Genomic DNA, 24188 nt, shown 5'->3' with positions numbered 1-24188 from the left:
CTATTCTCCCTGCTTCTTCAGTCCGAGCATGTACTCTCCAAATTCCTGCTCGGAGTGGTTCTTCGGTTCATGGAAATCCGCAACGATCTCGCCGTCGTAAAGGATCAGGCACCGATCGCTCAGTTCCACGATTTCATTCATATCCGCGCTGATCAGAAGGATGGCTGCGCCTCTTTCCCGCATGTCCAGAAGCTTATGATGAATGAGCTCTGCAGCCCCCAGGTCTACGCCTCTGGTGGGCTGCTCTGCGATGAGCAGTTCCACATCCTCATCGCATTCACGCCCTACAACTACTTTCTGGATATTTCCTCCGGACAGATACCCGACAATGTGATCATTGCCATGGCAGGAGATCTCATAGCTTCGGATGGCTTCATCGGCATAGGAAAGGATGGCGTTTTTATCCAGCTGTGCACGCTTCCCGAACTTCCTGCTATGGAATCGGGTACTGATGAGGTTGTCCGATATGGTTTCTTCCGCTGCGATGCCCTGGGTCATCCGGTCTTCCGGAATATAACCCAATCCTCTGGATCTAAGAGACTTTATGGAGTGATTCTTCAGCCTCTCCTTAAAGATTCTGATTTCACCATCATAGCTTTCCCCTCTTTTGGTGAGGATCTCCACCAGTTCCGACTGGCCATTGCCCTCCACGCCGGCTACGCCAAGAATCATGCCTCTTTGAAGCGCGAAACTGATGTTTTTGAGCATCTTTCCACTGTCTGTCTTGCTGGTGACGTTTTTCATCTCCAGCAGCACTTCACCATACTGAGACCTTGTTTTCTCATAGTTCAGAGATACATCTCTTCCCACCATGAGATTGGATATCTCTCTGATCTCCAGATCCTCCGTAGGGAAGGTGCCTCTCGTTTCTCCTTTTCTGATCACCGTGATCCGGTCTGAGATCTCCTTCACTTCTTTCAGCTTATGGGAAATGAACAAGATGGTATGCCCAAGCTTTGTAAGCATCTTCAGCTGAACAAAGAGTTCCTGGGTCTCCTGAGGTGTCAGTACTGCTGTGGGTTCATCCAGAATCAGGATTTTCGCCCCTCTGATCAGTGCTTTGATTATCTCCACTTTCTGTTTCATACCGATGGAGATTTCAGAAACCGGCTTATCATAGTTCAGCTGAAACCTGTATTTCTCCGCCACGTCCTGGACCATTTTCCTGGCTGCCTTTTTGTCCATAAGCATTCCTTTTTTCGGTTCGATGCCAAGCATGATGTTGTCCACCACATCCATGGATTCCACCAGCATGAAATGCTGATGGACCATGCCGATTCCGCTTCTGATGGCCTGCTCCACGCTGTTCATTTGTGTTTCGGCTCCATGAAGAAAATACTTGCCCATGGTGGGCTGCTCCATGCCGAAAATGATCTTCATAAGGGTTGATTTCCCTGCACCATTTTCTCCTACGATGGCATGGATCTCATTCTCCCATATTTCCAGATCGATCTTCTTGTTTGCAACAATTCCGTTGTCATAGACTTTTGTAATATCTTTTAATTCCAATATCCCTTTACTCATGAATTTCTCCCCACATTCGGATTTTCCGTTCAAATCTGCTGCCTCATACATAATTTCATCATGCTTTTCGTTCATCTGATAGTCAAACGGGGAATGCAAGCTGCATTCCCCTTCTTTGATTATGGCTTTACGCTGTCTTTGTATTCTGTGATTTCCTGGGCAGACATGGCGAAACCGGATTTGATTTCGATTGCACCATCCATGACTTCCTGAGAAATTCTGGCTATTTCAGTTCGGATCGCTTCGGGTACATTCTGATAGACTTCATTGTCGGCAAGTCCCACGGCATCTTCGGATAATCCGATGAGCTCATGTTTTCCGAATTCCAGTTCACCAGACTTCGCTTTTTCAGCGCTGTCTACAATGACTCTGTCGATCTGCTTCACCACTGAGGTCAATACGCTGTCTGCCTTACCTGGTTCGGTTTCTCTATAGAGTGCAGACTGGTCAGAGTCAACGCCAATGGCATATTTTTCAGACTCAAAGGCAGCATCGATCAGACCAAGACCGGTCTGTCCTGCCACATTGAAGGCGATGTCTGCGCCGGACTGATACATGGCCAGGCTTAACTCTTTTCCTTTTGCAGGGTCTACGAAGGATCCTGCATAGGTTGTGAGGACTTTGATTTCAGGCTCTACATGAAGTGCCCCCTGGATATATCCTACAAGGAAGTCGTTGATTCCAGGAATGTCCATACCACCGAGGAATCCGATGACCTTTTCTTCGTTGACATTCTCCAAGGAGGTGTCTGAAGTGATCATGGCAGCAAAGGCTCCTGCTATGAAAGATCCTTCGTTGGTGGCATAGGATACGGAGTACAGATTATCAGCCGTTTCGATGTCCGAGCTGTCAAAATCGAAGTTTAGAAACCGGTGATCCGGATTGTCCATGGCGATGCTGTTCATCAGCTGACTGGCTGCGTTTCCGCTGATGATCAGGTCCCAGTTCTCATCAACGGCATCCAGGAAAGCAGGTTCCCATTTGGTTTCATCCTGGCTCATTTCGATGACTTTTGTCTCGTATCCTTTTTCCGCAAGCTCTTCCAGTCCTCTATTGGCTGCATCGAAGAAGGATTTATCGCCTAGATTTCCAGGAATGAGCAGAAGAACTTTGTAGGCATCAGAATCGGTCTCGGCAGTGCTGCACCCGGCTAAAACCAGTATGGACACCATGAGGGCTGATAAGAGTTTATACGCTTTTTTCATTGTTTTCTTCCTCCAGAATTTTATTTTCGATTTCACGATAGGTTGGACTTGCTATGATGGCTCCGTTTTTTTCACAGGTGAGCCCTCCTGCCGCGTTGGCAAACTGCAGGGCTTTTTTCACATCACCATATTTGCTGATGGCACTGACATAGACTCCTGTGAAGGCATCTCCTGCACCGGTGCTGTCGATGACGTTGCTCTTGTATGCCTTCTGGAAAATTCTCTTCTCCTTTCCGGCGTAAATGCTTCCATGATCACCTAATGTGACGACTACATGGACTACTCCTCTGTCGAGGAAATACTGGCTGGCAGCAAATGCTTCTGTTTCTGATGAGGGATAGTTTCCTGTGTAGTACTCTACTTCCGTCTGATTGAGAATCAGCGTGTCTATGCACTTCAGCACTTCTTCTTCCATGTCCGATGCGGGAGCGGTGTTCAGAACCACTTTGATCCCTCGGTCATAACAGTAGCGGATGATGTTCATGTTCACTTCATGAGACAGCTCGAACTGCAGCATCACATAGTCCGGTGCTACGGAATCAATGGTTTCTCTGACACTGCCAAAATCCAGCGTTCCATTGGCTCCCTCATCGATGATGATGGCGTTGTCTTCCTCAGCCCTGACAATTATGGCGCTGCCGGTATGGGTCTGTCCATCCCTTTTGATATGCTCTGTACCCAAGCCATACCGTTCCAGGATTTCATACACCATGGCTGCATCATGATCGAATCCGATGTTTCCGCAGAAGCAGACGTTCTGACCGAACTTATGAGCGGCCACTGCCTGGTTCAGCCCTTTTCCGCCGACGGTCTTGAAGAAATCTTTCCCCTTCACCGTTTCTCCCTTCTTCGGGAAGCAACTGCTGGCGATGCTCAGATCGATATTGATGCTCCCAATGACTAAGATTCGTTTATTCATTTCACATCTCCTAAGTTAAGCGTTTAACTAAAATTAGTATATCATCATTTTTCCTTCTGTCAAGAACTTTGTAAACGAAACCATGAAAAATATACATATTTTTTTTCATAAAATAGCAGTCATTGTTCGTGTTTTAAGAAGCCTCGAGCTGTAAAATGGTGCAGATTCTGCCGGAACTTAACATTTCCATATATTTAGCGTATAATTCACTATATCGAGATTGAAGAAAGTAAAGGAACTGATTTTTATGAAGATTACAATGAAGGATATCGCAGAAGAGGCCAAGGTATCCATTGCCACCGTTTCTCATGTACTGAACAACAAACCTGGTCGTGTTTCCGATGCCATGAGAGAGAAAATCAAGAAGATCGCCAGGGAAAAGAAGTATGTGACCAATCACACCGCCAGGCAGCTGGCCACCAATAAATCCAACACCATCGGCATTATCGTACCGGATCTTGAGAACTATTTCTTTGCAAGCATGGTTTCAAGGCTTCAGGCCAAGATGAGAGAACGCGGGTATTTTGTGCTGGTGGTGACTTCCAATGATGAAATCAGAAATGATCTGGAAGGCATACGACTTCTGGTCAGTAGAGGTATTGATCTGCTGGCCATTTCGGTCTCTAACGCTGCGCAGAATCACCCAGAGGAATATCTTTCCATGCTGGAGGATCTTTCCGTACCAGCCATCATGATCGACCGAATCATCAAGGAGTTCAAAGGGTCAAAGATCCGCTTCGATGATTTCTCCGGTATGAATAAGCTGACGGAATACGTCATCGATAACCATCACAGAAAGATCGCCTTTCTCAACGGAGATATGAACATGGCTAGAACCGCGGGCAGAATCCAGGGATTCCTGGCCTCCATGGAAGCCCATGGATGCGCTGTGGATCAGAAGGACATCTACGATGGAGATTATTCCTTCGAAAGCGGTTATGCTCTGTTTGATGCGATTTATGACCAGCATACTTATACGGCCATCATCGCAGCCAACGATATGATGGCCTATGGTCTCATGAATAGAGCCATTGAGAGAGGATTGACGCTTCCAGATGATATTTCAATCAGCGGGTATGACAATGTGATCTTTTCTGAAATGCTGAATCCCAGCCTCACTACTGTGAATCAGGATATGAACAGCCTCATGGATGAAGTTCTGCGCGTCATTGATCTATCTCTGAAAGATCCCCACTACTCAGAGAATATCATCATTGACACGCAGCTGATCAAAAGAAACAGCGTGGGCTCCATCTGACCACTTTCTATGGTCCATGACAGATTTGCCTTTAACGTTGAGCAACGATGATCCATTCATGTCTACAACAGAAAATGAAAGCAGAAAAGCTGGTATCATTATGATCTTGATACCAGCTTTTCCACTATTTCTGTACGATGTGTTTTAAATTTCAAAGCAGACGAATAAAGCTCTTCTCCATGCATCTACATCTCTTTCAGCGCTTCCATGAATCCGTCGGCAATGACAGGGTCAAAGTGTGTGCCCTTGCATCTTTCAATCTCATCAAAGGCTTCCTGGAAGGATTTGGTCTTCTGATAGGGCCTCTGGTTGGTCATGGCGTCGAAGGAATCCACAATGGTGAGGATTCTTGCCAGATAATTGATCTCATTGCCTTTCAGGCCGAGAGGATAGCCGGAACCATCGTATTTTTCATGATGCTGAAGCACCACGGGAACAATGTCCTCGAATCCTTTGATCTGGCTGACGATGTCCGCACTGTCCTGAGGATGCTTCTTCAGTTCCTCCCACTGATCGTTGCTGAGTCTTGCATTGGTGATCAGCGTCTCCTTTGACGTATTGATCTTCCCCAGATCATGGAGGTAGGCTCCAAAGAGCAGGGACCGCTTCTCCTCTGATGAGAGCTTCAGATGATCCGCTACGATTCTGCAGTAGTGGAAGACCCGTTCCACATGGTTGAATGTATAGGTGTCTCTGGAGTTGATGACGGTCATGAGGGTCTTCAGCGGCTTGATTTCATCGAGAAGGTTCTCGTTGGGTTCTCTTTCGATGATATGATCAAAGATGGAGGAGTAGACCTCTACCTTGTTACGCCTCAGGAACTTCGCCCTGTATAGGGCCATATCCGCATTCTCGATGAGACTCATGTGCCTCTCCATCTGCGGGCCGGATGTGGAAACCCCTATGGAGGCTGTCATGGCCCTATTGTTCATATTCTCCTTGCCTCGATACTCGTAGCTGCAGACGGCTTCTCTCAATTCATCTGCAATTTCGCAGGCCTGTTCTTTATCTGTATCTGGCAGAATCACGCAGAATTCATCTCCACCGTATCGGCATAGGATATCCCGCTCTCTGATGGAGCTTTGAATCACCCCAGTGATTTCCTTGAGGAAGGCATCTCCCTGAGCATGTCCATAGATGTCGTTGTATTTCTTGAAATAATCCAGGTCCATCATCACCAGGGAAAGATGAGTGCCTTTCTTCTTATGCTGGTCAAAGAGCCTTTCTATGATCTCATAGAAATAGCGATGATTGTATGCACCGGTGAGGCCATCAATATTAGCATAATCCACCAGTTCCTTGATGTGTTTCTGTTCCAGTCTCGCATAGTGTCCTATGGTCCAGGCTACCAGGAAGAACATGGCAAAAAGAGCCAGATCGTTCTGGAACTGAATGTTCACATTGCTGTTGTTTCCCAGAAACAGGTCCATTCCTGCTATAACCACTGTGGCGATACCCGAAACAAAAAGTCCCGTCTTCATACCGTACTCGATGGTATAGGAAATGATGATGAAAAGGAAGATGTACTTGTTCTCGCTTTTATTTGCTCCGCTCACATAGATGGACACGACAAACACAATGATGAATGTGACGACTTCCACGATGTAGTAAAGCTGATTGTGTTCTTTTCGATTGTATATGAATAGCAGAAACACCATGATCAGACTGAAGGCACTGAACGTGATACCGATATAATATATGCTTAAGAGATCATATCCATGATTCTGTATGTTGAAGTACTCCAGTATGGGAATGGCACTGAAGAAAAGCGCCAGAATCTTCACTGTGAAGAACATCATTCTGATCTGTTCTCTTTTTCTGCTGTTTAAAGATGGGAGTTCGTTCCACATAGTTACCCCTGCTTTCTCTATCTAAATGTTGAAAAGACTTGTTAAAAACAAGTCTTTTCGCTTTAAACTACTACTTATCTCTTAGAGATTCTGGTTCTTCTGGCTGGTAGAAGTAGAATATGCAAGCTGAAGTTGCCATGCTCGTTGCAATTACTGTTGCGAATGCAGCCACTAGTGTTAATAAGTTCTTCTTTTTCATTTTTCTCCCCTCCTTTCAGTAAGGAATTGTTATATTTTAAATATCCAGCTACGTAAGCAGGGCTGACACCCTGCGGTGTATTCATTTCTATAATACAGAGTTGATTGCGCGATCCACTCTAGCCAATAAGGATCCTCCTGTTTCAGTCAGTGTGATGGCCTGCCAGACCATGGCCATGCGGATACTGGAGGCGATGCTGTATAACCTTTCAGAACTCTCCGCCAGTGCAATGGCAGCCCCTGTCAGCAGAAGAAACAGACAAAGCTTACCGAAGCTCTCTCTCCTCAATCTTCTGATCTTTTCAGAGGATACAATGGGCTTGTTGGGACTATCCACTGGAACACGCTTGTGGAAAATGATGAATCCTGCAAGAAACACTGCCATGGTGATACCCGCATTGACGTAGACGTCAAGGGGGATGCCAAACAGATATCTCGATAATATGGCTAGTAGCGTAATGGATGCCACACTTACAGTGTTGCATCCCCACATGGTTCTTGAATGTGCTCCTCCAGTGGATTTCCTGATATAGCCTACACTGAAGAATATGATCAGACTTTCGTACAAGGTCCCTGTCATCAGACCGATGACGGTGATCATGAGAAAGAGCGATGTGACTTGAAGGATTCCGATGAGTCCATAGGCGATGACAGAGCGTTTTTCCTGATCCAGATTCAGCTGAGAAGCGAGCCCGTCAGCTATCCTGCTTGCTAATGCTTCTATGATACTCACCCTTTCGATCCAAGATGAAATACAGTGCTATGATGATGATGGTAAATACAATGTTTGCCATGGTTCCGATGTAATGTCTCTGGGAGCCGCTGCTCACAATGCTCTGAAACTGAGTCTGACCATACATCATGACGATACCTGCTGTGACAATCATTTCAGATATAAGGATCAGGACTACACAGAGGGCTGTGGACCTGATGGTGATATAGGGCTGCATCTTCAGATAGACCACACAGATCAGATACATGAAGATCATATTCATGATGGTCTGAACACCTACGGAGATGGGCAGTGATTTCATGAAGAAAGTGACGAAGGTCACAAGTACTGATGTGATCAGATAATCTCTGAGAATCAGTTTCTGCTTATTGAATATATAGACGCCTAGAACCAGAATAAAGCTCTGTAGGGCGAACCCAAGAATATACTTTGTCAGAATCATTGTGCTAAATTCCATTTTATGCCTTCCCCTTTTTGTCTATTGAATATGGATCCGATTTAGAATTGTTTGCCTTGATGGTGGCATAGACCACCAGAAATATGAATGCATGGATGAGTACATCTCCGATGCTGAGGATACTGTACCCTACATCGATGTAGTCTGTTAGAATCTTGAACTTTGTTGCCTCATTGCCTAAGACATGGATCTGATCTGCTGTTCCCAGAACGCTTTCATCAAAGTACCCTGTGTATTTTGACAGGGTCGCATAGACCGGCATCTTTCCTCCGTTCTGGCTCATGACGAACTTGTTCAGGATGGAGCCGATGGTTAAGATCATGGACCCGTAGATTCCTGTCTTGTATAATCGATGGACGACTATGGGAACGATCAGGGTATAGAGATAGATGGATTTGAACACCCCTGCATATTTAATGTAATCATACTGTCCCATGAATACAGAGATCTGCAGAAACAGATAAATGGCTTCTGCCAGAAACAAGGGGTATAAGGAGTAATCTCTTGTGACAGGTTTTATGCTGTATCCTTTGATTCTGGCCACAACAGCTGCCAGCAGTATGTAAATGAACATCCTTCAACCTCAGTTTCAAAGTTATATACCCTTGTGTGTATTTTAAAGTGTTATGCTTCTATATATAATGTCTTTTTTATCATACCACAAGCTACTTATAGTTATCAATCTTAATACCAGGCTCTTAACAAAAAAATATCAAAGTCCCGCATGAATATTCAGACCCCTTTATATTTTTCAGAATGAAAACAAAACCAGAATCAGTTGAACATGGGAAAGAGGCCGCTTTCACAAGCAGCCTCCAAAATAGGCTTTTCTGTTATTGCTATGCGGTTTTTCGTCTCTTCAGAAGCAGCAGTCCACCCATGATGAGCAGTATACCCTGTAGGCTCCAGAAGCTGTAGTGAATGCCACCCGTCTTTGGAAGCTCAGGCTTCTCATCCTCTGTCTTGTCCTTGATATCTTCCTCTTCCGGTTCTTCCTCCTCCGGATCTTCGTCACCACCCGTATCCGGCAGTTCATTGATCTCCGGATCATTGACGAAGGACAGCTCAATGACTTCTCCATCTATATCCAGCACTGCCATTTTGGGTGTTTCATCCAGAATGAAATCTTCCGGCGCTTCCACTTCCATGACCTTGTAGGTGCCCAGCGGAAGCAAGGCTTCCACTATCCCGTTTTCATCGGAAATACCGCTATAGACAAGCACACCCTTTTCATCATGGATTTCAAACTCCCCACCTTCCAGGGGCTCATTGAAGTTATCGGTCTTCAGAATCCTGATCATTCCTCTCTGCTGTCTGTTGTGCAGGTCATAACCGTCCACCGTGGTTTCATAGCCTGCCACGGGCAGTTCTTCTACGCTGTAGGTGCATGGAATGCCTTCCTCATCAAATTCATGCTGATTTAAGAAGGTGTATAGCCATGCTCCACTTGCATTAGGCGTTACCTTCATTCTATCCACTTCTACCCCATTCTCTAGAAGCAGTACGGTTATTTCTTCCGGTCTATCAGAAAGATCATCCCATGTTTTTTCTCCAGAGATGCTTACGCTCCCTGTTCTGGTGTTGATGAGATCATATCCATCTACAGTGGAAAGATATCCTTCTACTTCCAATTCATCAATGGAGTATGCGTAAGGTTTGCCTTCTGCATCAAACTCTGGAAGATCACTGAATGTATATGTCCAGTTTCCTTCTGGATCAGGCATAACTTCCAGCGTCTCATATTTTTCATCGTTCTGAAGAAGCACTACTTCAATATATTCCGGTCTCATTTCCGTTTCTGGTTCATCCATCCAGGTCTTGGTTCCTGATACAGATGTCGTTCCGACTCTTGTATTGATGAGATCAAACCCTTCTACCGTGGTCTCATAGCCTTCCACTTCCAGTTCATCTATAGCGTATTCATAAGCCATACCATATTCATCGAACTGAGGAAGTTCATTGAAGCCATAGGTCCAGTTTCCTTGCTCATCCGGCAGTACTTTCATGGTCCTGTATCCTTCTTCATTCTGAAGCAGCACCACTTGAATATATTCCGGTCTCTTTTCCGTTTCCGGTTCATCCATCCAGGTCTTGGTTCCTGATACTGAAGTCATTCCAACTCTTGTGTTGATGAGATCAAACCCTTCCACTGTAGTTTCATAGCCTTCCACTTCCAGTTCATCGATGCTGTACTTATAAACCGCACCATATTCATCGAACTGAGGAAGATCATTGAATGTGTACGTCCAGTTTCCATCTGTATCAGGGGTCACTTCCATCGTCTTATATTCTTCTCCGCTCTCAAGCAGAACTACTGTAATGGATTCAGGTCTCATCTCTGTTTCTGGTTCATCCATCCAGGTCTTGGTTCCTGACACCGATGTCGTTCCTACTCTGGTATTAAACAGATCATATCCTTCTACCGTAGTGACATAGCCCTCCACTTCCAGTTCATCGATAGTGTACTTATAAACCGCACCATATTCATCGAACTGAGGAAGTTCATTGAATGCATAGGTCCAGTTCCATTCTCCATCAGGCATGACTTTCATTGTCTTGTATTCTTCTTCGTTCTGAAGAAGAATCACTTCAATATACTCCGGTCTTATTTGCGTTTCCGGTTCATCCATCCAGATCTTAGTTCCTGATACTGAAGTCATTCCAACTCTTGTATTAATGAGATCAAACCCTTCCACTGTGGTCTCATAGCCTTCCACTTCCAGTTCATCGATGCTGTATTGATAAACCGCACCATATTCATCGAACTGAGGAAGATCATTGAATGTGTACGTCCAGTTTCCTTGCTGATCCGGCATCACTTTCATGGTTGTGAATTCTTCTTCGTTCTGAAGCAGAACCACTTCAATATATTCCGGTCTCATTTGTGTTTCCGGTTCATCCATCCAAGTCTTGGTTCCTGATACTGAAGTCATTCCAACTCTTGTATTGATGAGATCAAAACCTTCCACTGTAGTTTCATAGCCTTCCACTTCCAGTTCATCGATGCTGTATTGATAAACCACACCATATTCATCGAACTGAGGAAGATCATTGAATGTGTACGTCCAGTTTCCATCTGTATCAGGGGTCACTTCCATCGTCTTATATTCTTCTCCGCTCTCAAGCAGAACTACTGTAATGGATTCAGGTCTCATCTCTGTTTCTGGTTCATCCATCCAGATTTTGGTTCCTGTTACGCTGGTGATGTCTGTTCTGATGTTGGTAAGATCGTATCCGTCTGTTTCAGTCTCATACCCGTCTACTTCCACTTCATCAATGCTGTACTTATAAAGTGCACCATTGGCATCGTATTTCGGAAGATCTATGAAGGAATACTTCCAGTTTCCTTCTCCATCAGGCATGACTTTCATTGTCTTGTATTCTTCTTCGTTCTGAAGAAGAATCACTTCAATATAGTCCGGTCTCATTTCCGTTTCCATTTCATCCAGCCATCTTTTGGTTCCATGGATTTCCATGGTCTGGATATTTACCAGGTCGTATCCGTTGACACTGCTGGTATAACCATCCACGTCAGCTTCTTTGATGGTATAGGTATAGGCCCCTCCTTCGGCATCCAGTTCCTTCAGGGAGTCAAATCTGTAGGTCCAGTTTCCTGATGCATCAGGCATCACGGTTTTGGATCTGTACAGCACATTATTTCTATATAGTTCTACAGTGATGGAATCCGGTCTGGTGGTCGCGCTGGTTTGCGGATCATCGATCCAGGTTTTCATGCCTTCAATGGTTAAGAGCTCTGTATTGTGCACGAAAAAACTTACAGCATCGATTTTCTCAATATGTGTGCTGAATCCCGGTACAGCTTCCTCTTCCACCTTATAGTTTATCTCATTATAATTTTCATCGTATTTATACTGATTCTCAAATGTATGTTTCCAGAGTCCGTCTGTATCGGGATATACATCTGTTGATGCTACATCCACTCTTACTTCCTGATCATCGAGATAATAGAGATTCAGCGTAATGAAATTAGGTTTGTCCACTTTATTGTCCCCATACCACTTCTTTTCCACCACAATGTCCACTGCAGGCCTGGTGTAGGTATTGGTGATGGTGAACGCGTATTTATGAAGTCCTTCAGCATAGGAATAGTCTTTACCCACTGATACAGAGTAACCATCTTCTACTGTAGTCTGATCTTCTGTGACACTGTAATCAATCACTCGTCCGAGACCATCGGTATAATACAGATCCGTCACCGCTTCAGAAGAATCAGCGGTGCTCAGTTCATAGGTCCCGATGGGGGCACTGTAACCGGCTCTGTTCAGATGGACCGTTACAGGATTCTTTGGTCCGCCTGTCCATTCTTTCGTGATGGTGATCTCCAGTTTGGGGACCAGAAATGCTACCTCTTCACCCAGTTCATGTCCATCCCCCACAACGCTGGCGGCAATGGTATGGGTTGCTGCACTGCTTACAGCAGCTACAGGAAATCTTGCCACGGTCAGAAACGAGTTGTTCTTTACAGGAGCAAATAAGGTTGCACCAACCGTTATGGCATGTCCTTTGGCATATTCTTTGAGATCCCCTCCTGTTGCAGTAATCCCATCCATGCTGACGCTCGTCAGCTCTTTTGAGCTTTCAATAAGAAGATAGGCGAACCCTTCATTGGTCCAGGTTGCTCTGACTGTCGTGAGACTGTTTGTGGAACCCGGATCACTTGAAACCAGCACAATTGAACTTCCTGCCTCCAGAGAATAGACTGGTCCTTCTTCCGCATGCACCTTCAAAGCAGACGGAGAAACAAGCAGCACCGATAAGAAAATACTCAGAAACCACCGCATCATTCGTTCAATTTTCATTAAAAACCCACCTTCCAAATTAATATAAGTTCTATGTGCCAACTACACATTCTTCTTTATTCGGAATAAAGCCACTCTATGATATATTGCTATTATTTTCATTACTATTATTCTACTTTATCCGACATTATACAGCAATATTTTTTAAGTAATACACTAATTGTTAACAATTATTCGACATATTGTCTGGATTTTGCGCGGTTAATATGACATCATTCTATATGCTTTCGACTTTAGTGATATAATTTTATAACATTACTATGATTCAATAATAATCAAATCTAGAATTTCTTCATAGCATCAGCAGTTTGTCACATTAAAAGAAGCTCCTCTATCTTGAAACAGAGAAGCTCCATGTGCACTAGTGTATTCTGTTTTGAAAGAACCTTATTGGACTTAGTGTAATTCGCGTTAATGAGTGTTCATTCCATCCGCTTGTCTTCCCTTATAAGCCGATTGCCTGACTGCACTTTTTACCCCTTCATTCATAGCATCGATTTTAATTTATGAAACAGATGCCAGCTACAAGTACTGTATTTCTAGATTATAGCTATAGTCTAGAAGAGAACGTTCTATGGCAATAGCATGCAGCTAGAAAGAAGGATGAACAGTAACGAATTTCATCATGGCTTCACTTGTAGCGAAATAGTAACGTCTTGAATCCAGACGAATCTGCCAGACCTAGAGTATGCCAATGATAACATCACACTCTAAGTTCTTTATGTATCCTTTGCTTTCATAAATCTCTAATTCAGCGGTTGGTTGATTATTCCGATTTCGGAGAGCCAGGTATTCCTTTGTATTAGAACCATCAGATTTTAAATAGATTGGATCTCCATCTTTAGTTGCAAAAATGAAAGAAGCAGGTGTCATGTCATACTCACCTTGAAGCTTTTTCAGGTATTTAGCAGGACTGAAACGTACACTAGTCGAATCAGTAAGTTGAACTTCTACATCCACCGGATCATAACCACTATAAAACGACCGAAGTGATTCTTGAATATAAGACAAGTCATCCCTCGAATGCTTAAAGATATTTCTTGAGTCTTGTTTTCGAGCAAGCATGACAAAGTACCCGTACATAAGTTGATGGTTCTGATGTCCTTGCGAACTGTTATGAGGAGAAAAGGAACTCAGGTCTGAGATGAACGCCTAAGCTTCTTTCCATCTCCTAAAGCACTACACAGTACACGGTCGGCAAAAACATCCATATCCGCGTCAGTCAGTGCCTCATAAGTGCCAGATCACCTTCTAATCGGGGTTTTAGTGGTCTTTCTCTACCCGCCATAACCTTTTTCTCCTTTATTTACTGCAAAGAAAAAAGACCCGTAGGTCTTCGTTCAAGATTTAGTTAACCATCATTGGTTTATATTATGTATTTTAATATACATAATCCCTCTTCCAGATCCGGCTCTCTATTGTTAAACTTTATTCAGTCTTAAATCGTTGCGTCTTTCAGTTCCTTAATCTTTTCAGTCAGCTTTGCTTCATTGTCCCAAAGCTTCAGAATAGTGCTCCCTACAAAGACCCCATCACATCCAGCATCTTTAGCCATTTTAATCTCATTTTCCCCTCTTATACCTACACCCGCATAAATTTCTCTTGTGATCCCTTGCTCTTTAAGATAAGTTACACAGTCTCCTAGTTTAGGAAACTTGGGATTAATCTTCCCATCTTCTGCCACAGCCTGAAGATAGACAAAACCATTGGAATTTTTTGCAGCTTCAATTTGTTCTTCAGGAAGTCTAAATTCTACGTAACAAGAAATCTTAAGACCGGCTTCCATGAGTCTACCTTGAAGATCCTGATCCTCTCCGACATAAATCATATCTAGCAAGTTCTCTTTCTGACAAAAAGAGATGAACCTATCTTCTCCAATGTCCTTAATGGTATTGTCATAGGCAAGTAGAAGAATCTTCGTATTACTATTCTGTTTTTTCATGATCTTAATGGCATCCATATATTTCTCAAAGTCAGCACATGTCTTAAGCGCTTCTTTCATACGACTAGAGATAAGTTCTCCCTCTAGATACGGATCTCTTGAGGGAAAGTCCACTTCGATCACATCACACCCTGCGTCTCCATAGACCTTAGCCAATCTTATGCTTTCGTCAATAGTAGGATAACCATTAGATAGATAACAAATCAGTTTCATCTCAAACCTCACTTTTTCTGCCAAAATAGGCTTCATTAAACAATACTTTGAACTCATCTCTTGTAGGAATGATCGGATTGGTCTTGGTACATCCATCCGCCAAGGCAGCATCAATAAGACGTTCCATGTTTTCTTTAAACTTCTTTTCGTCTGGAATAATCTCACTTAAGGTCTTAGGAATCTTTACCTGCTCATTTAGACGTCTTACCAGTGTCGCCATATCTCCATCAAAACCTAAATCCCTAGATAAGTGATTATACTTGATTCTGGTATCTTCGTCTTGACTATTAAAGTCAATGACGTAAGGCAAAAGAATAGCATTTAATCTTCCATGGGCTTGTTCAAACACACTGCCAAGAGTATGGGCCATAGAATGGATAATCCCCAAAGATACGTTAGTAAAAGCCATTCCTGCCGTCATGGAAGCATTTAGCATGACCTCTCTATAGTCTAGATTCTTAGGCTCTTCCATTACTTTAGGCAAATACTCAAATATATCCTTAATGGCAGCTTCAGCCAAAATGTCACTGAGATAATTAGCCCGTCTAGATACCCAAGCCTCCATGGCATGGGTTAGCGCATCCATACCTGTTTCTGCTGTGATGCTTAATGGAAGAGTTACTGTAACTTCAGGATCTAGTATTGCGAAGTCCGGCATCATTTCCATGTTTCCAACCCCATATTTGGTATGGGTACTATCTTCTGTGATGACGATGGACCGACTTACTTCACTTGCTGTACCAGATGTGGATGGAATACAGATCAGCTTCGCTTTCTTTCTTAGTTCAGGAAAATTATTTGGGGGCAGGATATCCTCTAGGCTAGTAAAATCTTCATTCTCATAATAGATCCACATTGCTTTTGCGGCGTCCATAGCTGAACCTCCTCCAAGACCTACAATCAAGTCCGGTTGAAATTCTATCATCACGTCTCTACCTCTCATCACTGTACTAAAGAGTGGATCTGGTTCTACTCCAGAGAACACTTTACTCTCAATTCCAGTATCTTTAAGATAGTCTATCACCTTTTGCAATATTCCGCTTCTCTCCATACTGCTTCCACCGGTAACAATTACAGCCCTATTCCCCTTCATGGTAGACAAATGGGATAAACATCCCGCACCAAAAATAAGCTCTTCGCCCGCTAATTTCATAGGTCTCATCATTATGCTTCACTCTCCTTGTTTCTCGCTTCCACCACATCTCTTGCTAATTTATATGAGATAGGATTACTAATGATGCCACCCTCTTTCATGCTAGACCCTACAATGGCTCCGTCCGCCAGGTCCAATTGACTCTTTATATTCATGGCTTTTACACCACTGCCAATAATCACTGGAATATTGGCAATGCTTTTAACTTTCTTGATGATCTCCATGGGGGTTTCCACTCCGATATGGGTTCCGGTTACGATAATCGCATCCGCTCCGCAGTCCATGGCACTTCTAGCAGAATCCTCTATGGACACTGAAGACAGAACCATATGGGTGTGTTTAACCTGAATGTCCGCGAAGATCAGAATGTCTTCCGCATTAATCTGTTTTCTAAACAATGTGGCTTCTCTTGCTACCGGATTAATAATCCCTCCATAAAACTCGACGGTATCGACAAAAACAGGAATTCTTACAAAATCAGCATCTATTGCTTTAGCTAAAGATAGAGATGTTTCATAATCATTCATGGCAGCATCGATGCCAATGGGCAAACTCACTTCTTTCGCCACCAATGCACTGATGGCTGAAAGTGCAGTCACTTGAGCAATATCAAGCTTTACTCCAAAAGGGTCATCCCCCATGTTTTCGATAATGATGGCATCCACACCGGCTTTCTCCAGCGTCTTAGCATCATGTATGGCCTGGGTTGTAATTTCCGGTAAATTGTCTTTAAACTTCATGGTTCCCGGTAGGGGTAGACAATGCACCATTCCAATGATGGGTTTTTTATTAAAATCTAATTTCTTCATGACTGTTTTTCTCCTTGGTCCAGCAGTACAATTCCGTCTAGTACAATCTTACATAGATCCTGCTCCGCCTTTGTTCTCTCTTCCCCTTCTAGCACCTTAGACAGGTTCCTGAGCACTGTGGTCATGGTGACACTGCACACTTTAATATCCATGAGATTACCTAACACCAGCATTAAGCTGGTTTCCATATCTACTCCAGACACATTGAATTTTTCAAGGTCATCAAAGGTCTTCAGAATATCCGTGTTCATCTTCTTGGATAATCTGGATTCTCTCATCTGGCTGTAGAATCCATCCATAGTGGCGGAGATTCCATTAAGATACTCTCTGTTATTATTTTTCACACTCTGATTCATAACATTAATGAGATCAATACTGGCCACAGCGGGAAACCCCTTAGGCACATAGGAATCACTTGTAGATTCTAGTCTCATGGCTCCATTGGGGATTAAGACTTTCCCCAGCATTCCTTCCTTAAGCCCCATGACGGTACCCATACGAATGGCCACTTCCATACCACAGTCATAAAGTTCTTCCATGGCAATGGCTGCAGAGGGTGCTCCAATTCCTGTAGAAGATATGGTGATTGGAACCCCCTGATAGGTACCCGTATATGTATTGAATTCTCGACTAAATGCTACATGTTTTGGGTCATCTAAGAGTTTTTGCAGCATCTCCACTCTCCAAGGGTCTCCTGAAAAAATAACATACTTCGATATCGTCTCCTGATCTGCTTTCAAATATAATGTGCTCATATTTCCTCCCTAATCCTGTCCATCGCAACAATGTTCTTAAATTCTTTTAATCTCCCCTCAAAGTCTTTCTTGCTGGGGGCTCCAGTTGTACAACCAACGGCTTCAATGACAAATGAAGACATGACACTACCCATTTCGCAACAAGCGCTAGTATGCTTGCCATCGAGGTAACCATACAAGAATCCTGCTATATAGGCGTCTCCAGCCCCGCTGGAATCCACCACTTGTTTTACCGGATAAATAGGCAATCTCCCTTGATGTTGATTATCTCTTTCTCCATCTTCACCTTCAACATATTGAAAATACTCACTCCCCTTCTCTCCCAGCGTGGTAACAATAATCTTCGTCTTTCCCATGCGAAAGAGATCTGTTATCTTTGTAATACCGAACAGTTCCAAGATTTCTTGCCTCTCATTCTCATTCGAGAAGATAATCTTACTGTTTAGGATAATCTCCTTGAGAAACTCCTCAGGAAAAGCATCAAAATCCAGTTTCGTTCCAAACACAATGGGAAGATTATACTCCAGACATTTTCTGTAAAACTGCTTATTATCCTGGTACGAACCCACGGTAATCAACGCCATCTTTGCATCTTTAAAGAATTCATCTGAAGGTTCAGCGGCATATTTCGAATCCATCGCTCCTGGGTAGAAGATGGTGACATGGTCATGACTCTCATCTGATATCAGGTAACAGTTAGATGATGATTCATTTTCTATCGTTTCTAGGCCCTTTAAACTCACATTGGCCTCTTTCAGGTAAGATAGAAACCCTTTCGTCTCTTCATCATCTCCTACTCTCAGAATAGGCAATGGGTTCTTCCCCATTTTTGCCAGTAGGTAAGAGACATTTATAGGACATCCTCCGTAGTACGGTTTAGTATTGTCTGCATTTCGAATTATGGATGTTTCTCCTGTTTTTAGAGGGGATTTAATCTTAATAATCCTGTCGATACTCATGTATCCACTGGTGACAATATCAAACATACTACAACTCCCCTTTATCAAGCATTTCAAAGAGTTCCTCTGAAGTGTGAACCTGACCAAAGTATTTCCTGATATCCGTAAGGTGCACCTGATTCACCACCTCATCATTAGTGGCCACACAATCAGAGACCACATGGACCTTATAGGTTAAGTAGTAGGCATCTGTTACCGTTGCACGGATGCAGCAATTGGTCTTCGTGCCCACGATGATCAGATGCTCAATGCCATTCTCCCGTAGAATCAGATCCAAGTCTGTCCCGAAAAAACCACTATACCTTCTCTTCTTAATGACATAATCCTTCACGGGGTCCACGTCCAACATGGAATCAATCTCGTCGCCTCCAGTCCCGGAAATGCAGTTAGGACGCATACTCACTAAGTTCTGATCAAACTTATCTTTTCGATAACTATGTCTGAAAAATATAGTGAGTACATCGTGCTCCCTGCATTTGTCCAACACCTTCTTTATTCGTGGAAGAACTTCTCTATTTTGTGGATAGAACACCAGACCGCTAGGGTCTGTAAAATCCTTCACCATATCTACAATCAACAGTGCTGTTTTTGTCATTACTTTCCAAACCCCCTAACTTTCGTCTTCTTAGATTCCATATACGATACAATAAATAGCACTCCAACAATCATCAAGTATGGAATCATATCAAATAATCCTGATATGGGTCCTGCATATAAACTTAAGTTTATGGCCAACGCTCTAGCCAGGCCAAATAAAATTGCATATACAGAAGATTTCACTGGATCTGCCTTCCCACAGTAAATGGCTGCGATCGCAATGAATCCACGCCCTGCCACCATGTTGTCCGTGTAGAGCGCCAGCCTCTCTGCGGATAGATTCGTTCCTGCCAATGCGCACAGCACAGCCCCGATTAAGATAGCAGCGTATTTCATCCTGTTACTCTTTAGTCCCACAGATTTTGCTGCTTCTTCACTCTCTCCCACCACTCGAAGATGGATACCAAATCTGGTCTTATACAAGACCAGATAGACCACAAAGATGAGAACGAACGACAGATAGGTAATCAATGTGTGGTTGCTTAAGATGGAAGATAATATTGGAATTTCATTAATTACCGGTATACTGATTTTCATTTCATTGACGTTGATCATCTGGCTTAGATTAATATTGGATAGATTCATGTACTTCAGTACAAATGTTCCAATTGCCGCCATGAGTAGATTTAATCCAAATCCTGTAATAATAAAGTTACTTTTCATTGTGATGCTAAAGAAGGAGAACACCAACCCCACAACTAAAGTAGATAGGATTCCCACAAACACTCCTAGATAATAGCTTCCCGTAAGATAAATGGTTAAAGATGATGAGAAAGCCCCTGTTATAATCATGCCCTCTAGTCCAATGTTCAGCACATTAGCCTTATAAGCGAATAGTCCACCGAGAACAGCTAATAATAATGGAGTAGCATGATAGATGGTATCATATAGAATATTTTGAACTAAATTCATGATATCTCCTCCTCTACCTTTTTGGTCTCCCCATTCTTGTTACGCTTAGTACGGCTATTTTTAAACTTTTTCACCAGTCCCAGTCGTGCGGAAATAAATTTCACTGACAGGAAGAGGATCAGAATGCCCTGAATGATGGCTACAATATCTTTGGGCACATTGGTATAAATACCTATGTACTCGCTACCGGTTTTCAAGGCTGCATAGAAGATGGAGGCAATCAGCACTCCTATAGGGTCATGTCCTCCCAAAAGTGCAATCAGCATACCATCCCATCCTAGACCAGGATTCCCTGAAAAATCCAAGGTGAACCTGAATTTCTCACTCATTAAGTATCCCGCTCCCGCCAGACCACTTAAGGCTCCACTGATCAGCATGATCTTAATGATGGTTTGCCTAACCTTCATGCCCATAGCTTCCGCAAACTCTGTATTCTTACCAATGGCGGTGATTTCATAACCCAGCTTAGTCTTCTTGAACAGAATGTACAGCATCACAAAGACCACCATGGAGATGAAAAAGAAGTATGTTAGATTGGTCCCAAGTATCTTCGTGAACATGGCACTGTCATAAATGGCGTAAGTGGCCACATATCCTGAGGAAGGATCCCTAAAGACACCTTGGGACAGGAAGGTGACTAGAACCACCACAGCGTAGTTCAGCATTAAAGTTACCACCATCTCATCCATCTTGTAATAGGCTTTAAGAATGGCAGGGATTAATGCATAGAGCATACCAACCACTGCCCCTGTTAAAAGACACAAGAAGATATGAAGGGGCGCCGGTAGACCATTAAAGGTAAATCCTGCAATTCCGGCAAAGAATCCTCCCAGAATAGCTCCACCTTCAACTCCCATGTTAAAAATATTCGCTTTAAAGGTAATTGCAATAGCTAATCCCGTCAGAATCAAAGGAGAAGCCAGATGCAGCGTTTTAAGGAGGCCATCCCAATTCAACAGGGATTTCTCAACCATGACCCGATAGGTTAGAATCGGATCTTCTCCAATGGCAAGTATCATGATCGCACCAACTAAAAATGCAGCGAAGATGGGAATGAATGTAGATATTAAGACTCTTCTTAGATTTCCCTTATCCATCAACTTCCACCACCCCTTCAGGACGATTCACCCGTATACCTGCCATGAGTAGTCCTAGTTCACTCATGCTGGTGTCTTTAGCATTAACTATCCCTATAATTTCTCCCTTGTACATAACCGCAATTCGGTCGGAGAGATTCATAATCTCCGTCAGTTCGCTCGAGATCAGCAGAATCCCTTTATCCTTAGCCCTCAACTCCAATATTTTTCCATGTATAAACTCAATGGATCCGATATCTACTCCCCGAGTGGGCTGGGATGCAATGAGCAGGCTGGGATTCGACTCAAATTCCCTGGCAATGATGATCTTTTGAGCATTTCCACCCGATAGGGAAGATACATTGGACTTACGTTGGGAAATGCGGATATCATACTTGTTTATGAGTTCTGAGGATTTCTTTTCAATCTCCTTAAAGTTCAGGAACCCTCTATTGAAATAATCCTTGTCTTTATACTGCCCAGCAATAAAGTTATCATCTAAGGACATGTCTACACATAACCCCTGAGCATATCGGTCTTCTGGTATGATACCAATGCCGCAGGCTCTAATCTCCTTGGGCCAGGTATTCGTGATGTCGAGCCCATTTAGAAGAATCGCTCCTTCAGTGGACTCCATGAGTCCTGTTATGACTTTAACCAGCTCGCTCTGACCATTCCCCTCCACTCCAGCAATCCCCAGAATCTCTCCTGCTTTTATGGTCAGGTTGATCTTTTTCAAGCATTTCACTCCAGGAGAAGACTCCGTGCTGATGTCTTTGAGTTCATAGATTACTCTTGAGTTCTTAGAAGCATCCTTATCTGTGTTAATACTCGCCACCACTTCTCTTCCCACCATGGAGGTTGCAATGTCTTGGGCATTGGTGTCCTTTGTTCTCATTGTATTGATTAACTTCCCCTGTTTAATGATGATGACCTGATCACTTATTTCCATAACTTCTCTCAGCTTATGGGTAATCAAGATTATGGTCTTTCCTTGTTTCTTAAGCTCTCTGAAACTCTCCAGCAGCTCATCCACCTCTTGCGGGGTAAGTACTGCTGTAGGCTCATCAAAGATTAATATATCCACATTCCGATAAAGCATCTTTAAGATTTCTATTCTCTGTTTTGCCCCAATGGAAATGTTTTTCACAACATCATCAGGGTCTAGGTCAAATTTATAGAAGTCGATGACTTTTTGGACTTCCTCTTTCTCTTTCTTTTCGTTGATAAAAAAGCCCTTCAGCTTTTTGTCTCCAATCTTTATACTCTTCGTAATTTCCGTACCTAACATGATATTCTCATAGACGGTCAGGCTGGGCACCAGTTTGAAATGCTGGTGCACCATCCCAATCCCATGAGCAATGGCATCTACCGGAGACTTTAAGACCACTTCCTTGCCGTCGATGAGTATTTTTCCACTGGTAGGTTCTAATAATCCATAGAGCATGTTCATCAAGGTAGTTTTCCCTGCCCCATTTTCCCCTACTATGGCAGTGATCTCTCCTTCCTGGATCTTCATGCTGATATGATCATTGGCGATAAACTCTCCGAATTTCTTTACCAAGTTTACGGTTTCGATCTTAGACATAATTTCTCCTTCTCTTAACTTAATTCCCGCTGGTACTTAAATGAGTGAGGCTTCCAAAGTCAATTTCTTCTCCGATTTGGGCGTTGGTGACTTTAATCTCACCAGAGACAATCTTACTCTTTACATCTTCAATCTCAGCCTTGATTTCTGCCCACTTGGCTTCACCGGAAGCTTTGACGAAAGATTCAATAGTAGCCAGGTCTGTAATTCCTGTAGCCATAGACCCTAGGTCATAATAAAGCGCTTCTCCGGCAATCTCACTTAGGTTTCCGTCCTTGAACTTCTGGGCTATAGAGTAAACAGGAACTTCTGTATTCTTAAGAACGCTGGTTAGAATATGTCCAGGTTGGTTTGCATCTTTATTTGCATCCACTTCTATGGCTAGTTTCTTAACTTCCTTAGCCTTTGAAGTAACCCCATCTCCCACAGCTCCCGCTACAGATATGATAATATTGGCTCCATCAGAGTAAAATGTGTTAGCTTTGGTGGACCCTGCAGCAGAATCACTAAATCCTACGTTGTAATCGGTGATGAAGCTATAATTAACATCCAGCTTTTCTGCTTCATAGTTGATCCCTTCTGCATAACCATAGGAGAATACAGTGATTCCATTGGACTTGGTTCCTCCGAAAAATCCAACCTTACGCCCTGCGTCACCTTCAGTGAAAGAATAATCTCCTGCTTCAAAAAGTTCGTCTTTGTTCTCATTGACTAGAACACTTAAAGCTCCAGCTAGGAAAGATGCTTGATGAACATCAAAAAGCACGGAAACCACATTGTCATGCATTGGGGTACCATCTTCCTTCACATTAGGGTTTTCATTGAAAACTACGAAGGTGGTATCGGGATATTGCTCTGCTAGAGGCTTGCTTCCTCCTACACCATTAATCAGTGCATCAAAATTGTATTCTAATGAAAAAATCAACTTATATCCCGCTTTAGCTAGTTCATCTAGACTTCCTGGAATATCTGTAGTTTCCACAACTCGATAATCAATGCCCATATCTTTCTTCATCTTTTCAAGTCCATCAATAGCAGAAGCATTGTAGCCGTTATCATTGGGTCCAGCAGCAGATGTGATTAAAGCTACCCCCAAATCCTTTTTCTCATCATCAACTGACCCACATGCAACGGCAGTCATAAGCATGATGGACATCATAAAAGTGGCAGCAATTTTTTTCACAAGATTAGTTTTTTTCATTTTGATTTCCCCCCTGTTT

At 43.2% G+C, this 24188-nt stretch carries 21 protein-coding genes; 1 reads left to right on the top strand and 20 read right to left on the bottom strand.

The genetic code is table 11. The features are described from left to right. The 3 genes from J3A84_RS08745 to J3A84_RS08735 all read right to left on the bottom strand — a co-directional run bounded on the left by J3A84_RS08745 (position 1) and on the right by J3A84_RS08735 (position 3648). Positions 1 to 1524 carry an ABC transporter ATP-binding protein gene (locus tag J3A84_RS08745; protein WP_207599637.1) on the bottom strand — a complete coding sequence of 508 codons (1524 nt, stop codon included), beginning with the start codon at positions 1522 to 1524 and terminating at the stop codon, positions 1 to 3. Positions 1525 to 1643: 119 nt separating this feature from the next. Then, positions 1644 to 2729, bottom strand: coding sequence for a BMP family ABC transporter substrate-binding protein (locus tag J3A84_RS08740; protein ID WP_207599636.1), 1086 nt, complete (start codon positions 2727 to 2729; stop codon positions 1644 to 1646). Further along, positions 2713 to 3648 carry a ribokinase gene (locus J3A84_RS08735; RefSeq protein ID WP_207599635.1) on the bottom strand — a complete coding sequence of 312 codons (936 nt, stop codon included), beginning with the start codon at positions 3646 to 3648 and terminating at the stop codon, positions 2713 to 2715. The genes J3A84_RS08740 and J3A84_RS08735 overlap by 17 nt, the downstream gene beginning before the upstream one ends. A gap of 247 nt (positions 3649 to 3895) precedes the next feature. Between J3A84_RS08735 and J3A84_RS08730 the strand changes: the two genes are divergently transcribed. Further along, complete coding sequence (locus J3A84_RS08730; RefSeq protein WP_207599634.1) at positions 3896 to 4906, top strand: LacI family DNA-binding transcriptional regulator; 1011 nt, start codon at positions 3896 to 3898, stop codon at positions 4904 to 4906. Positions 4907 to 5091: 185 nt separating this feature from the next. Here J3A84_RS08730 and J3A84_RS08725 read toward each other — a convergent pair whose 3' ends face one another. The 17 genes from J3A84_RS08725 to J3A84_RS08645 all read right to left on the bottom strand — a co-directional run bounded on the left by J3A84_RS08725 (position 5092) and on the right by J3A84_RS08645 (position 24169). After that, a complete protein-coding gene (locus tag J3A84_RS08725; protein ID WP_207599633.1) occupies positions 5092 to 6756 on the bottom strand; it encodes a bifunctional diguanylate cyclase/phosphohydrolase in 1665 nt (554 codons plus the stop codon). 70 nt (positions 6757 to 6826) lie between these two features. After that, a complete protein-coding gene (locus tag J3A84_RS08720; RefSeq protein ID WP_207599632.1) occupies positions 6827 to 6955 on the bottom strand; it encodes a cyclic lactone autoinducer peptide in 129 nt (42 codons plus the stop codon). An 87-nt stretch (positions 6956 to 7042) separates the two neighbouring features. Further along, positions 7043 to 7687: an accessory gene regulator B family protein gene (locus J3A84_RS08715; protein WP_207599631.1), complete on the bottom strand. Its 645-nt coding sequence runs from the start codon at positions 7685 to 7687 to the stop codon at positions 7043 to 7045. Then, positions 7650 to 8144 carry a hypothetical protein gene (locus J3A84_RS08710; RefSeq protein WP_207599630.1) on the bottom strand — a complete coding sequence of 165 codons (495 nt, stop codon included), beginning with the start codon at positions 8142 to 8144 and terminating at the stop codon, positions 7650 to 7652. The genes J3A84_RS08715 and J3A84_RS08710 overlap by 38 nt, the downstream gene beginning before the upstream one ends. 1 nt (position 8145) lies before the next feature. Beyond that, complete coding sequence (locus J3A84_RS08705; RefSeq protein WP_207599629.1) at positions 8146 to 8718, bottom strand: DUF5317 family protein; 573 nt, start codon at positions 8716 to 8718, stop codon at positions 8146 to 8148. A 265-nt stretch (positions 8719 to 8983) separates the two neighbouring features. Then, a complete protein-coding gene (locus J3A84_RS08700; protein WP_207599628.1) occupies positions 8984 to 12964 on the bottom strand; it encodes a Cna B-type domain-containing protein in 3981 nt (1326 codons plus the stop codon). A gap of 681 nt (positions 12965 to 13645) precedes the next feature. Further along, positions 13646 to 13975, bottom strand: a complete 330-nt coding sequence (locus J3A84_RS08695) for a hypothetical protein (RefSeq protein WP_207599627.1) — start codon at positions 13973 to 13975, stop codon at positions 13646 to 13648. Positions 13976 to 14402: 427 nt separating this feature from the next. Beyond that, complete coding sequence (locus tag J3A84_RS08690) at positions 14403 to 15119, bottom strand: tryptophan synthase subunit alpha (RefSeq protein ID WP_207599626.1); 717 nt, start codon at positions 15117 to 15119, stop codon at positions 14403 to 14405. Position 15120: 1 nt separating this feature from the next. After that, the gene (locus tag J3A84_RS08685; protein ID WP_207599625.1) at positions 15121 to 16284 is read right to left on the bottom strand and encodes an iron-containing alcohol dehydrogenase; all 1164 of its coding nucleotides are present in this window, start codon (positions 16282 to 16284) and stop codon (positions 15121 to 15123) included. Continuing rightward, positions 16284 to 17081 (bottom strand): BtpA/SgcQ family protein, encoded by a 798-nt coding sequence (locus J3A84_RS08680; RefSeq protein WP_207599624.1) that lies wholly within the window; start codon positions 17079 to 17081, stop codon positions 16284 to 16286. The genes J3A84_RS08685 and J3A84_RS08680 overlap by 1 nt, the downstream gene beginning before the upstream one ends. Next, a complete protein-coding gene (locus J3A84_RS08675) occupies positions 17078 to 17836 on the bottom strand; it encodes a nucleoside phosphorylase (RefSeq protein WP_207599623.1) in 759 nt (252 codons plus the stop codon). The genes J3A84_RS08680 and J3A84_RS08675 overlap by 4 nt, the downstream gene beginning before the upstream one ends. Continuing rightward, a complete protein-coding gene (locus J3A84_RS08670) occupies positions 17833 to 18822 on the bottom strand; it encodes a carbohydrate kinase family protein (RefSeq protein ID WP_207599622.1) in 990 nt (329 codons plus the stop codon). The genes J3A84_RS08675 and J3A84_RS08670 overlap by 4 nt, the downstream gene beginning before the upstream one ends. A 1-nt stretch (position 18823) precedes the next feature. Further along, positions 18824 to 19390, bottom strand: a complete 567-nt coding sequence (locus tag J3A84_RS08665) for a cysteine hydrolase family protein (RefSeq protein WP_207599621.1) — start codon at positions 19388 to 19390, stop codon at positions 18824 to 18826. Continuing rightward, the gene (locus tag J3A84_RS08660) at positions 19390 to 20304 is read right to left on the bottom strand and encodes an ABC transporter permease (RefSeq protein ID WP_207599620.1); all 915 of its coding nucleotides are present in this window, start codon (positions 20302 to 20304) and stop codon (positions 19390 to 19392) included. The genes J3A84_RS08665 and J3A84_RS08660 overlap by 1 nt, the downstream gene beginning before the upstream one ends. Next, positions 20301 to 21401: an ABC transporter permease gene (locus J3A84_RS08655; protein ID WP_207599619.1), complete on the bottom strand. Its 1101-nt coding sequence runs from the start codon at positions 21399 to 21401 to the stop codon at positions 20301 to 20303. The genes J3A84_RS08660 and J3A84_RS08655 overlap by 4 nt, the downstream gene beginning before the upstream one ends. Next, positions 21394 to 22968 (bottom strand): ABC transporter ATP-binding protein, encoded by a 1575-nt coding sequence (locus J3A84_RS08650; protein WP_242694105.1) that lies wholly within the window; start codon positions 22966 to 22968, stop codon positions 21394 to 21396. Before J3A84_RS08650 ends, J3A84_RS08655 begins: the two co-directional genes overlap by 8 nt. A gap of 19 nt (positions 22969 to 22987) precedes the next feature. After that, on the bottom strand, positions 22988 to 24169 hold the full coding sequence (locus J3A84_RS08645) for a BMP family lipoprotein (RefSeq protein ID WP_207599618.1): 1182 nt from the start codon (positions 24167 to 24169) through the stop codon (positions 22988 to 22990). Positions 24170 to 24188 lie beyond the last annotated feature (19 nt).

Origin of the sequence: Proteiniclasticum aestuarii (genome assembly GCF_017368455.1) — a bacterium.
Classification (GTDB): domain Bacteria; phylum Bacillota; class Clostridia; order Clostridiales; family Clostridiaceae; genus Proteiniclasticum; species Proteiniclasticum aestuarii.
The sequence above is the reverse complement of the archived record's forward strand: the minus strand, read 5'-3'. Positions and strand labels throughout refer to the sequence as shown.

What these genes read in the sequence shown, in the direction of transcription:
- J3A84_RS08645 (WP_207599618.1), bottom strand. Translation starts at nt 24,169, where the DNA reads ATGAAAAAAACTAATCTTGTGAAAAAAATTGCTGCCACTTTTATGATG.
- J3A84_RS08725 (WP_207599633.1), bottom strand. Translation starts at nt 6,756, where the DNA reads ATGTGGAACGAACTCCCATCTTTAAACAGCAGAAAAAGAGAACAGATC.
- J3A84_RS08660 (WP_207599620.1), bottom strand. Translation starts at nt 20,304, where the DNA reads ATGAATTTAGTTCAAAATATTCTATATGATACCATCTATCATGCTACT.
- J3A84_RS08670 (WP_207599622.1), bottom strand. Translation starts at nt 18,822, where the DNA reads ATGTTTGATATTGTCACCAGTGGATACATGAGTATCGACAGGATTATT.
- J3A84_RS08655 (WP_207599619.1), bottom strand. Translation starts at nt 21,401, where the DNA reads ATGGATAAGGGAAATCTAAGAAGAGTCTTAATATCTACATTCATTCCC.
- J3A84_RS08710 (WP_207599630.1), bottom strand. Translation starts at nt 8,144, where the DNA reads ATGGAATTTAGCACAATGATTCTGACAAAGTATATTCTTGGGTTCGCC.
- J3A84_RS08665 (WP_207599621.1), bottom strand. Translation starts at nt 19,390, where the DNA reads ATGACAAAAACAGCACTGTTGATTGTAGATATGGTGAAGGATTTTACA.
- J3A84_RS08730 (WP_207599634.1), top strand. Translation starts at nt 3,896, where the DNA reads ATGAAGATTACAATGAAGGATATCGCAGAAGAGGCCAAGGTATCCATT.
- J3A84_RS08690 (WP_207599626.1), bottom strand. Translation starts at nt 15,119, where the DNA reads ATGAAACTGATTTGTTATCTATCTAATGGTTATCCTACTATTGACGAA.
- J3A84_RS08650 (WP_242694105.1), bottom strand. Translation starts at nt 22,968, where the DNA reads ATGTCTAAGATCGAAACCGTAAACTTGGTAAAGAAATTCGGAGAGTTT.
- J3A84_RS08720 (WP_207599632.1), bottom strand. Translation starts at nt 6,955, where the DNA reads ATGAAAAAGAAGAACTTATTAACACTAGTGGCTGCATTCGCAACAGTA.
- J3A84_RS08675 (WP_207599623.1), bottom strand. Translation starts at nt 17,836, where the DNA reads ATGAGCACATTATATTTGAAAGCAGATCAGGAGACGATATCGAAGTAT.
- J3A84_RS08705 (WP_207599629.1), bottom strand. Translation starts at nt 8,718, where the DNA reads ATGTTCATTTACATACTGCTGGCAGCTGTTGTGGCCAGAATCAAAGGA.
- J3A84_RS08680 (WP_207599624.1), bottom strand. Translation starts at nt 17,081, where the DNA reads ATGAAGAAATTAGATTTTAATAAAAAACCCATCATTGGAATGGTGCAT.
- J3A84_RS08745 (WP_207599637.1), bottom strand. Translation starts at nt 1,524, where the DNA reads ATGAGTAAAGGGATATTGGAATTAAAAGATATTACAAAAGTCTATGAC.
- J3A84_RS08685 (WP_207599625.1), bottom strand. Translation starts at nt 16,284, where the DNA reads ATGATGAGACCTATGAAATTAGCGGGCGAAGAGCTTATTTTTGGTGCG.
- J3A84_RS08700 (WP_207599628.1), bottom strand. Translation starts at nt 12,964, where the DNA reads ATGAAAATTGAACGAATGATGCGGTGGTTTCTGAGTATTTTCTTATCG.
- J3A84_RS08735 (WP_207599635.1), bottom strand. Translation starts at nt 3,648, where the DNA reads ATGAATAAACGAATCTTAGTCATTGGGAGCATCAATATCGATCTGAGC.
- J3A84_RS08740 (WP_207599636.1), bottom strand. Translation starts at nt 2,729, where the DNA reads ATGAAAAAAGCGTATAAACTCTTATCAGCCCTCATGGTGTCCATACTG.